Origin of the sequence: Clostridium sp. D46t1_190503_E9, from assembly GCF_015555225.1 — a bacterium.
GTDB lineage: Bacteria > Bacillota > Clostridia > Clostridiales > Clostridiaceae > Clostridium.
Map to the genome: position 1 here is coordinate 258,906 of NZ_JADNKB010000006.1, position 11,529 is coordinate 270,434.

Here is an 11,529-nt window from a genome sequence, read left to right on the forward strand (position 1 = left end):
TCTATTTAGATTTTTATCAAATGAATAATTGAAATGAGTGGTAAATTATGTTTAACAAGAGAAGAATGTTTTATAGATACATTGGTTCAGGTTCGGCACGAAGAGTATTTGACCTAGGAAATGGATATGTGATAAAAATTGCAAAAAATGAAGCTGGAATAGCGCAAAATAAAGTTGAATATCAAATTTCATCAATAGATTCCTCAGATTTATTTGCAAAGGTGAAGGAAGCCTCTTATAATTTTGATTATCTAATAATGCAAAAAGCAGATAAAATAAACAATATTAAAGATATTCTTTATTATTTTAATGTTAGAAGCATTGACGAACTCTTTAGCTTAAGAGAACTTCAGAATATTGTATATAGATATAATTTATTAGCAAATGATCTCTGCAGGACTAGTAGCTGGGGAATAGTTAATGGGGAACCAGTCATTATTGATTATGGTTTTACAAGAGAGGTTAGAGCAAGATATTATTAAGAGGTACAATTGAGAGTGTAAAAATAATTTTAAGCATTTATTTTAAGGAGTTACTGCATCGATCTATGAAGTTTACACTCTCTTAAATATATATGTATAATATAAATTAATTAATAATACTTTTTGGTTTTTACTGTAGAAAAATGCTATATCATTGAGTATAATTATTTTGTGAAACCCTATATTAAATTATAAGACAACTTTAAAAGTCGCAATTAGAAAAAGAGTACAAATAAATACAGATTAATAATTTATTTTATGGTTAGGGGGATGTAATGGGTGGAAATTTGAAAAAGAAGATGTTTTCCTTCATAATATTTTTATTTATTATCTTGAATTTTCAAGTTCCTATAAAGGCTGAATCAAATAAAAAAATATTAATTTTAAATTCATATAGTGAAGAGTTACAGTGGACTAGAGATATTGAGGAAGGTATACAAAAAACTCTAGGAGTAAGAGATGATTTAATATTATATTATGAATTTATGGACTTAAAAAATAATAGAGGCGAAACTTATATATGCATATTAAATGAACTTTATACTGAGAAATATAAGAATACTAAATTTGATGCAATTATATGTTCAGATAATGATGCATTAAATTTCATGATAAATTATGGGGAGGATATTTTTGGAAGCATACCAGTTGTATTTTGTGGAATAAATAACTTTAATGATGAAATGCTTAAAGGAAAATCCAATTATACAGGAGTAGTGGAAGCTATAGATGTGCAGTCTACAATAGATAGTATATTATTTTTTCAGGAAGATGTAAAAGAGGTTATGGTAATTTCAGATTCTATGTCTTCTGGGAAGCTAAATGAGGAATTAGTTAGAAAAGCTATATCTAAATATAGCTATGATATTAATTTTAATTTTTATAGAGATATTGATTTATCTGAAATTTTAGATAAAAGAAATAATTTAAATAAAGAAACTGCTATTCTAATGATAGGACAATTAAAATCAGAAGCTGGTAATTATGTACCTTATGGTGAAATTAATAGCTATTTAAAAGAATTAAATATACCCGTTTATGTGTGCTGGGATTTTATGTTAACAGATAATATTATAGGCGGGAAAGTAATAGATGGATATAGTCAAGGGAAAATTGCAGCAGAGATGACATTAAATATTTTAAATGGAGAGAATGTGCAAAATATACCTATTGAAAGAGAATCACCTAGTAAGTTCATATTTGATTATAATGAGTTAAATAAATATGATATATCTATAGACAAGATTCCAAGTACATATAATATTATAAATAAGCCATTCTCATTTTATAGTACATATAAAATAGAAATATATATAGTTTCTATCGTAATTTTATCTTTAGTAATTCTTATAGTAATATTAATTATTAATATAAAAAAAAGAATTATAACTGAAAAAGAATTAAGTAGAAATTATGATGAACTAAATGTTGTTTATGAAGAACTTGCGGCTACAGAAGAGTCATTAGAAATGCAATATAATGAAGTACAAGCTAGTGAAGAGAGATATAAGCTTGCTGTTGATGGAGCAAATGATATAATTTGGGAATATGATTTTAAAAATAAAGAACATTATTTATCAGATAAGTTTGGAAGCTTACTTGGATATACAATTTATAGTTCAGAAGATTTAATAGATACATTTAAAAAAATAATATTAAAGGAAGATTTAGAAAAAGTATTATTATTGTTTGAAGAACATTTAAATAAAAAATCTTCTTATTTTAATGTTGAATGTAGGGTAGTTGACATACTTAATAATATTAAGTGGGTATTTATAAGGGGTAAAGCATTAATTGATAGTGAAAATAATCCAGTAAAGATTTCGGGCTCTATTTCAGATATTACTGAAAGAAAAAATGCAGAAGAAAAAATTGAAACTTTAGCGTTTTATGATCAATTAACTAGATTGCCTAATAAGCATATGTTCTTAGATAAAGTTGATGATGAATTATTAGGGGATTTAGAAACGGAATATAGAGGAGCAGCATTTTTAATTGATATAGATAATTTTAAAAATATAAATGATACTTTAGGACATGATTATGGAGATGAATTCTTAAAATGTATTGCAAAAGAATTTATAAAAATTTTAGATAATGATGAATTTATATGTAAATTAGATGGAGATGAATTTCTAATATTAAATTTAGACATCAATGGAAAATCAAAAGTTGAAGAACTAGCTATTAAAATTCTAGAATTATTTAAAAATCCATTTAAAGTTAAGGGAAAAAACATTTTTACTAGTGTAAGTATTGGTATAAGTATTTTTCCAAATGATGCTTCAAATAAATCAGAGCTTCTTAAAAATTCAGATATAGCTATGTATAAAGCTAAAGAAAATGGTAAAAATAGATATTTATTTTATCATGAAAGTATGTCTAAAGATATAGTTAGAAAATCGCAATTAATAGATGGTCTTAGAAATGCTATTTGTAAATCAGAATTTAAATTACTATATCAACCTCAAATAGATATTAATGATTCTAAAGTTATAGGAGCAGAAGCTTTATTAAGATGGATAAGCAATTCCTTTGGAAATGTTTCACCAATAGAATTTATACCACTTGCAGAGCAAAGTGAATTAATAATATCAATTGGGGAATGGGTATTATACAATGCTTGCATAAAGAATAAGGAGTGGCTTGATAAAGGAATTACTCCAATGACTATAGCTGTTAATGTTTCAGTTATACAACTTTATCAAAGTAATTTCTTAAATACAATAAAAGAAATATTAGATAAAAGTGGGTTACCAGCAGAATACTTAGAAATTGAAATAACAGAAAGCATAGTTATGAATAATATAGAAGAAAATTTAAAGGTACTTAATGAAATAAAAGATTTAGGAGTTAAAATAGCATTGGATGATTTTGGAACTGGATATTCATCTCTTAGCTATTTAAGATTACTTCCAATAGATAAGCTTAAACTAGATAAATCATTTATAGATAATATACATAAAAGTGAAAATGATAGAGTGATAGCTGAATGTATAATTAAACTTGCACATGAAATGAATATAATTGTTGTTGCAGAGGGGGTAGAAATAAAAGAACAGTTTGATATTTTATATGAAATAGGGTGTGATAGAATACAAGGATATTATTTTAGCAAGCCTATTTCATCAGATGAATTTGAATTAATTATGAAATTATGATAAATAAAAATATAGGATTAAATATAAATAATATAAGAGTATGAAGAGCATTTATACTCTTATATTATTTTGGCATTATATTAATAATTATTTGAACTTTTCTGGAAATTGCTTGATTATTCCGTCAGAAAGTATATCTGCAAACATAATTATATGAGCTTCTCCTCTATCAAATGCATCGATATCTGACTTCCAATCTTTCTTTAATCTAGCATTGACTGCTTCTAAAATCAAGTCTAAATGTTTGTGTAACATACTTTTTAAAGTTTTGTTTGAGTACTTAGGATTAGCAGAACTTAGGAAGTCGGCTATTTGGTCTGCATTTTGATACCATAATTTATTATATTTTTCAAAATCATTCTTGTTGCCACTTTGAGCTGCATCAAGAACTTGCCCAGCAAGCTGTATATGTTCTCTCAATATAGAAGATAGCTTATTTCCTGCTTCTTCACCATAGTAGGGTTTTATATAGTTTCCAATATCATCCTGATTTTTAAGAAGTCTTTCTAAGGCTGGGCCCTTATCTTCAAGAGAATCTATATCAGCTATAATATAATTCCTAGTCCATAGAACATGATCGATCCATAGTTTTCTTTCATTCATTTTTAAATCACATTTTGATTTAGTTAAAGTATCATTAGTGAAAGAAGTATTTTCTATGGCGTTAGCTTTTAATGGAATAAAAAATAAATTTAATAAGGATAGTAGGAATAAGGATTTTTTGAAAGTTTTCATCATTTGTATAATCTCCTTCTAGTTGTAGAATTTAATGTTAGTTTTTTCAAATATATGTTGATATATACTGATGAAAATACTGATATTTATTGAAATTTCTACTTAAGGGGAATATTTTTTTATAGCAATAGAAGTTGTAGAGAATGATATTAGTAAATCAAACTTAAAAGATTGGGTACATTATGTTTCATATTATACTGATATAAATGCTAATATTTTAGTGTTTGCAACCTGATAATGCCTATAGAAAAAATAATAGTGTGAATTTAAAATTTCTAATATATATAAAGTTACACTAGAAGTAAAATTAGAAATAAATATGTATATAAAAATTAATTTTATAAGAACAAATAAGTATAATAATTGTAAATATAATGTGATTATGATAGTATAAAAATATATAAGGATTGCCTTATATATTTTTTTGTAAAGAACAATATTTTAATTAATATATTGTACAAGTTTAAATATTTAACTAATGGAGGAAATGGATTAATGATAAGTTTACCAAATTGCCCAAAATGTAATTCAGAATATACTTATGAAGATGGAAGTCTTTTAATATGTCCAGAATGTGCACATGAATGGACTTTAGACTCCGTAAATAATGATAATGAAGATGAAAAAGTAGTAAAAGATGCAAATGGAAATATTTTAAGCGATGGAGATTCTGTTACTATAATAAAGGATTTAAAAGTTAAGGGAAGTTCATCACCATTAAAGCAAGGTACTAAAGTAAAGAATATACGTTTAGTTGATGGAGATCATAATATTGATTGTAAAATTGATGGCTTTGGTGCTATGAAGTTAAAGTCAGAATTTGTTAAAAAGATTTAAAGATAATATTTCGGTATAAAAAATTATATTGTATTAGTATATAAAGTTGTATCTTTTGATACAACTTTTTTTTATAAAAAATAGAAAAAGGGGTTCATAAGTTACTTTTTTGGCAAATCAATTTCATAGCTAATACAGTATAAACGAATATAAATTGTACATCATATTAATGTAATTTAATTTATAGGAGGGATTAAAATGAAAAATAAGCCTGATGATAGAAGCGATAATGTAGAAAGAATACAAGAAAATATCAATAACGTTTTAGAAAATATTCATTTAGCTAATGAAATGATTGATAAAACAGATGATCCCAAAACAATTGAAAATCTAGAAGAAAGAAATGAAAGAAGAGAAAGAGCGCTAAAAGGACTTCATAAGGAAATCAGAGATGAAGCAATAGCAAATGAAATTAAATCAAAAGTACTACCAAATGAAAATTCTTATAAATAATTAATTTGTAATAACTACAAGAAAAAATAAAAGCCATGCAAAGATGAAATTTAACATTAAAAATTAGTTTAATTTCATTTTTATGTATGGCTTTTGTTATTTTCTAAATGTTTTATTAATTTTAATGTAAAGTAGTTTAACAAATTAGTATAAATATTAATAATAAAAAGATTTTATATTATAATTTAATTATTATTGACTAGAACCTAAGGGAATAGATTAGCATAGATTTGAGGTGATAGTATGTTAATAAATGAAGTTGTTAATTTAACAGGACTAACTAAAAAAGCTATTAGTTATTATGAAAAACATGAGCTAATAAAATCAAAGAGGAATAAAAATGGATATAGAGAATATTCAAAAGAAGATATATCGTTATTAAATGAAATATCTTTGTATAGAAAGTTAGATATATCTATTAAAGATATTAAAAGAATAATAAATAGCAATAACAAGAAGGAAATATTAAATAATGTTATTAAAGATAAATATAAAAAAGAAATTGAAATAAAAATACAAAGGGTATATTTAAATAGGATTATATCTGGAGATTTAAGTGAAGAAAGCATTAGAAATTTAAATGAAGAAATTATAGTAGATGAAAAAAGTAGTGGTGAGTTTATAAAGAGAGAATTAAAAAGATCCTTTCCAAGTGGACTAGGGTTATATTTAGCCCATCACTTTTCACCATATCTAAACGAACCAATAGATACTTTGGAAAAGTATGATGCATGGCTTAAAATAGTAGGTTTTCTAGATGATATGCCAGATATAAAAATACCTAAATTTATTGAATTAGCATATGAAAATATGTCAGAGGAAATACAAAAGAATATAGCTGAAAATACAAGAAAAGAAATATACAATATGTTAAATGCTGAAGGAGAAGAATTAGAAAAATATAAAGAAAAGCTTATAAAAAATATCGATATGCAAAATGATAAATCTATATTAAAAGTTATGCAACCTTTTTACAAGTTTAAAAAGAATATGCTTGAATTTTTTAATAGCAGTGGGTATTATGATATATTTATACCGAATATGAGAATTCTAAGTAGTGAATATAATGAGTATCAAGATAACCTTATAAAATTAAATGATAAGATATCAAAGGAATTAGGAATAAAATATGATGAAAATATGAGAATAGTAAGAGAGAAGATTTGAGGAGTAGAATTATACTACTTTTTATTTTTATGATAAAATCAAAATAAGAATAAACTTAGTATAATACTGGATGAAGTATATTTATAGAAATGGAGAATAGAAAATGGATTATAGAGTATTTGATGAAAGAATTGTTTTAAGATTAGAAAAGGGAGAAGAAGTTATTGAATCTATTAAAAAAGTTTGTGAAGAACAAAAAATAATAGCAGGTTCAATATCAGGGTTAGGGGCTACTAATCATGTAGTTGTAGGCTTATTTAAGCCAAATGAAAAGAAATATTATTCATCTACTTATGAAGATGACTTTGAAATTACAAATATTACAGGAAATATATCAGTAATGGATGAGGAAGTATATTTACATATACATGGAACTTTTGCAAATTTAGAGGGAAAATGTATAGGTGGACATTTAAATAAAGCAGTTATCAGTGCTACAGCAGAAATAATAATAAATAGAATAAATGGAGCTATAGGAAGAAAATTTGATGAGAATATAGGCTTAAATCTTATTGAATTTTAACTGACTTAGTTTAAATCAGAATATTTAATAAATATTTAAAATTCATATAGTGGAAATATTTACAATTAATATACAAACTTTTTTTCTAATTAATTAAAATTAATTATTTAATAACCCCGAAAATAAAGAATCCTATGTATTTGGATTCTTTATTTTTTATTTTAAGGCTTTATTATGTAAGTTTAAAGAATTTACTTAATAGTATAGAAGTTTTTTAAAACTTATAGAATGAAAAAATTTCCATAAAATCGTTGACTGGTGGAGTTATTTTATATATAATGTAAAAGTAAGTTAAAATTTGTTAAAATTTAGCGTGTAATCTAATTAATTTAGAGCATTAGCTGGAAAAGGTAAGTATATCTTTTCCAGCTTTTTTTTATTAGTAATATTGTTTAATTTAATATGATTAATTATTATTAAAAGCTTAATTTATATTAAATTACATTATTATATAATTTTTATTAAGGGGGACCAAATAGTGAGATTAAAAAGTAAAAAACTAAAGAGATTCATAGCAAAGGCTATGATGGTAATTATGTTATTTACATTATTACCAAACGTATTTACACTAAGGGTTAAAGCTTTAGATGGAAAGGAGGTTAAAAATGTAGAGTATGAAATATACCCAATTCCTCAAAGTATTGAATATGGCGATGGTAATATAAATTTTCAAAATAAGGCAAATGTTATATTTGAAGATGGAATTGATGATGCAACTAAAAATAGATTATTTGAAGTATTGAATATTAAAGGTATTTCATACGAAGTAGGTACTGAAATAAAAAGTGACCAAACAAATTTTTTAGTAGGAATAAATAATTCTAAAGGTATTGTAGATAATTATTTTAATAATAGAAATTTAGGTGATGATGCTCATTTTGAGAAAATAGATTCTCATATAGTATCAGTAGATGATAATGTAATTGCAGTATTAGGTAAAGATACTGATTCAGCATTCTATGGGCTTACATCATTAAAATTAATATTTAAACAAATAGAAGGTAATGAAATAAGAGAACTATTAATTAAAGATTATTCAGATGGACATTGGAGAGGTTTTATAGAAGGATATTATGGTATTCCTTGGAGTAATGAAAATCGTATGGATTTAATGAAGTTTGGTGGAGACTTTAAGATGAATGCATATATTTTTGCTCCAAAAGACGATGAATATCATAGCCTTAAATGGAGAGATTCATACCCAGCAGAAAAGCTAGAAGAACTTAGACAATTAGCTGAGGTTGGAGCAAAAACAAAAAATAAATTTATATGGACAATTCACCCATTTTTAAAGGATGGAATGAAGTTCGATACAGATGAAAACTATCAAAGTGATTTATCAAAGATTATTGCAAAGTTTGAACAATTATACAGTATAGGTGTTCGCCAGTTTGGAGTACTTGCCGATGATGCTGAGGGAGAAGCAAAAGATCAAGTAAGACTTATGAATGATCTAGAACAATGGAGATTATCAAAAGGTGATGTATATAGTTTCATTTTTGTTCCTAAGGTATATACAAAAGAGTCAGCAGGTGGAGATGTTAATAATGAATATTTAAACACAATTTCTGCAATGCCTGAAAGTACTGAAATATTATGGACAGGCGATACTATACTTGGATATGTAAAAGAAGATAGTTTCGATTTCTTTAAAGAAGCAGTAGGAAGAGAACCTTTCATGTGGTTAAACTGGCCTGTAAATGATATCAATAATAGTCGTTTATTAATGGGTAAGGGTGAAATGTTAGATAAAGATGTTACAAACTTTAGAGGAATTGTAACTAATCCAATGCAAGAGGCACAAGCTTCAAAGGTAGCTCTATTTGCAATTGCAGACTATGGTTGGAATCGTGCAGGTTTTGATATGGACAAGAGTTGGGAAGATTCATTTAAATATATTGAACCAGATGCAACTGAAGAATTACACACATTTGCAAAGCATATGAGTGATCCAGCTCCAACTTGGCATGGATTAACTTTAGAGGAGTCTGAAGAATTAAGACCAATAATTCAAGAATTTACAAAGAAATTATTCAGAAAAGAATCAATAATAGAAGATAGTAAGATTGTTTTAGCAGAATATAAAGAAATTTTAGATGCAACTAATAATTTTGCACAAAAGTCTAAAAATGAATTGATGAAAAATGAAATTAAGGCATGGGTTGATTCGTTAAGAGATTTATCTGAATCAACAGTTGCATACGTTAATGCGGCACTTGCTTTAGAAGAAGGTAACTATGAGGAAGCTGTTAAATATTATGCTTTAGGTGTAAGTGAATATACTTCTTCAAGAAGTTATAGAGTTCAAGGAATTAATGGACAAATTAGACCAGAGCCAGGTAGTAGACATTTAGTACCATTTGCCAAGGATTTATCAAGAATAATTGGTGAAAAAATTAATCAAGAAATTAATCCAGACACTGTTAAGCTATCATTATTCCCCTATACAAATATGGGATATAATTTATATTGGGGACATGTTCAAAATATAGTTGATGGAGATAATTCTAGATTATCAACTATGTGGATTCGTAGAGCTGCAAATGAAGATGACTATGTTGCTTTAGAATTAAGTGAAGTAACAGAAGTTAACAGTATTACATTTGAACAAGGTGAGCCAGGTGCTGGAGATAAATTTAACTTTGTTAAGTTCCAATCTTCAATGGATGGAGAAACTTGGACGGATATAGATGGTGTTGCATATGGACCAGAAAAAGAAAAAATAGTTGTAGAAAATCTTAAAGTAAAAGCTAAATATGTAAGAGTTATTCCAACAGGGGAAATCAAAAGTAACTGGATATCAGTTCGTGAATTCTCAATTAATAAAGAAGATGAGAGCAATTTATTTAGAGATGTTTATACAAATATAGAAGCTTTAACTAACAATAAAGTAAATATATTACCAGAAACAGCTATACTTGAAAATATAAATGATATTACATTAGCAGAAAATGAATATGTAGGTATTAAGTTAAACAAAATAAAAGAATTAAAAAATATTATTGCTGAATATACAAATAAAAATAATCTAACTTTAGAAACATCAATTAATGGTATTGAATGGACAGCTGTAGAAGATTTGAGCTCTAGTGTAAATGCACGTTATATTCGTATTATTAATAAAGGTAAGGAGTCAGTTAAAACCAATGTTACAAAGTTAAAAATAGAAAATACAACTAATGATGTAACGTTTGATGTTAGACCAGCAGCAGAAGCTAAGTTTGAACCAACTAATTTAATAGATGGTAAATTAAACACAGCATTCAAACCTAATGTAAATTCGCCAAAAACAGGACATTTAACATATTATATTTCAGATAACACAGAGATCAAAAAGTTCACTGTATTACAAGATCCAACTACAGTATCAAATGCAGCAGTATCTATAAGAACTGAAGATGGATGGAATAATATAGGGGAATTAAGTAAGACTCTTAATGTATTTAATACATCACAATTCAAAAATGTATTTGAAATAAAAATAGAATGGAATGGAATGGCTCCAACTCTAAATGAAATCGGAATTTCAACAGTTGAAGAAAGTATGGATGTTAACAAAGAAGCATTGACAAAAGCAATAGAAAAAGCAGAAACTATGCTGACATCTGATAAATACACTGAAGAATCAATAGCTAACCTAAAAGAAGTGCTAAATGTAGCAAAAGAAGTTATGATAAATGCAAATGCTACTCAAGAAGAGATAGATAAAGCAGTAGAAGATTTAAACAAAGCAATATCTTCTTTAGTTGAGAAACCATCAGTTCCAGGTGAGGAAGAAAATCCTGGAGAAGATGAAAAACCAGGTGAAGATAATACAGATAATGATAGTAAGCCAGGCGAAGATAGTAACCCACTTCCTCCAACAGGTGATGAAAATAATAATTCAGGAAAAGGTGATGGAAATTTACCTAATACAGGAGGAACATCACCAGTTATGGTTCTAGCAATAGGAGGAATTATTTTAATAGTTGGAGTAGTAACATTAAGAAAAAAATCTGCAAATAATTAAATAAAAGTTTTACAATAAAGTTTGTTTATTAAGAAAAGATAATTTTTTTGAAAAGGTGCAATCTTAGAAATCTATTTAATATAAAGTTTATTCAATTTCAAGTAAGCTTTATTGCCTTAAAAAAGTTAATTTCTTATTTTTATAAAGGGGCTCGCGTTTCGC

Annotated in this window: 8 protein-coding genes; 7 read left to right on the plus strand and 1 reads right to left on the minus strand. The window is 26.2% G+C overall.

Annotated elements, in window-relative coordinates; all coding sequences use genetic code 11:
- The first annotated feature begins 47 nt into the window (after nucleotides 1-47).
- Entirely contained in the window at nucleotides 48-482 is a 435-nt protein-coding gene (locus I2E83_RS09350; protein WP_195263434.1) for a hypothetical protein, read from the plus strand.
- Between the two features lie 275 nt (nucleotides 483-757).
- Nucleotides 758-3,643 carry an ABC transporter substrate binding protein gene (locus I2E83_RS09355; RefSeq protein WP_195263435.1) on the plus strand — a complete coding sequence of 962 codons (2,886 nt, stop codon included), beginning with the start codon at nucleotides 758-760 and terminating at the stop codon, nucleotides 3,641-3,643.
- Nucleotides 3,644-3,730: 87 nt separating this feature from the next.
- On the opposite strand, the gene I2E83_RS09360 is transcribed toward I2E83_RS09355, so the two are convergent.
- On the minus strand, nucleotides 3,731-4,378 hold the full coding sequence (locus I2E83_RS09360; protein WP_195429582.1) for a glycosyltransferase: 648 nt from the start codon (nucleotides 4,376-4,378) through the stop codon (nucleotides 3,731-3,733).
- 495 nt (nucleotides 4,379-4,873) lie between these two features.
- Between I2E83_RS09360 and I2E83_RS09365 the strand changes: the two genes are divergently transcribed.
- The 5 genes from I2E83_RS09365 (at nucleotide 4,874) to I2E83_RS09385 (ending at nucleotide 11,367) form a co-directional block, all read left to right on the plus strand.
- Nucleotides 4,874-5,215, plus strand: coding sequence for a zinc ribbon domain-containing protein YjdM (locus I2E83_RS09365; protein ID WP_195263436.1), 342 nt, complete (start codon nucleotides 4,874-4,876; stop codon nucleotides 5,213-5,215).
- 198 nt (nucleotides 5,216-5,413) lie between these two features.
- Nucleotides 5,414-5,668: a small acid-soluble spore protein Tlp gene (gene tlp, locus I2E83_RS09370; RefSeq protein ID WP_195263437.1), complete on the plus strand. Its 255-nt coding sequence runs from the start codon at nucleotides 5,414-5,416 to the stop codon at nucleotides 5,666-5,668.
- A 243-nt stretch (nucleotides 5,669-5,911) separates the two neighbouring features.
- Nucleotides 5,912-6,835, plus strand: a complete 924-nt coding sequence (locus I2E83_RS09375) for a MerR family transcriptional regulator (RefSeq protein ID WP_195263438.1) — start codon at nucleotides 5,912-5,914, stop codon at nucleotides 6,833-6,835.
- 103 nt (nucleotides 6,836-6,938) lie between these two features.
- Nucleotides 6,939-7,358, plus strand: coding sequence for a PPC domain-containing DNA-binding protein (locus tag I2E83_RS09380; RefSeq protein ID WP_195263439.1), 420 nt, complete (start codon nucleotides 6,939-6,941; stop codon nucleotides 7,356-7,358).
- A gap of 478 nt (nucleotides 7,359-7,836) precedes the next feature.
- On the plus strand, nucleotides 7,837-11,367 hold the full coding sequence (locus tag I2E83_RS09385) for a beta-N-acetylglucosaminidase domain-containing protein (RefSeq protein ID WP_195429567.1): 3,531 nt from the start codon (nucleotides 7,837-7,839) through the stop codon (nucleotides 11,365-11,367).
- The last annotated feature ends 162 nt before the right edge of the window (nucleotides 11,368-11,529 follow it).

Excerpts from the sequence above, each read along its gene's own strand:
- I2E83_RS09375 (WP_195263438.1), top strand. The coding sequence starts at position 5,912 with ATGTTAATAAATGAAGTTGTTAATTTAACAGGACTAACTAAAAAAGCT.
- I2E83_RS09365 (WP_195263436.1), top strand. The coding sequence starts at position 4,874 with ATGATAAGTTTACCAAATTGCCCAAAATGTAATTCAGAATATACTTAT.
- tlp (WP_195263437.1), top strand. The coding sequence starts at position 5,414 with ATGAAAAATAAGCCTGATGATAGAAGCGATAATGTAGAAAGAATACAA.
- I2E83_RS09360 (WP_195429582.1), bottom strand. The coding sequence starts at position 4,378 with ATGAAAACTTTCAAAAAATCCTTATTCCTACTATCCTTATTAAATTTA.
- I2E83_RS09380 (WP_195263439.1), top strand. The coding sequence starts at position 6,939 with ATGGATTATAGAGTATTTGATGAAAGAATTGTTTTAAGATTAGAAAAG.
- I2E83_RS09355 (WP_195263435.1), top strand. The coding sequence starts at position 758 with ATGGGTGGAAATTTGAAAAAGAAGATGTTTTCCTTCATAATATTTTTA.
- I2E83_RS09350 (WP_195263434.1), top strand. The coding sequence starts at position 48 with ATGTTTAACAAGAGAAGAATGTTTTATAGATACATTGGTTCAGGTTCG.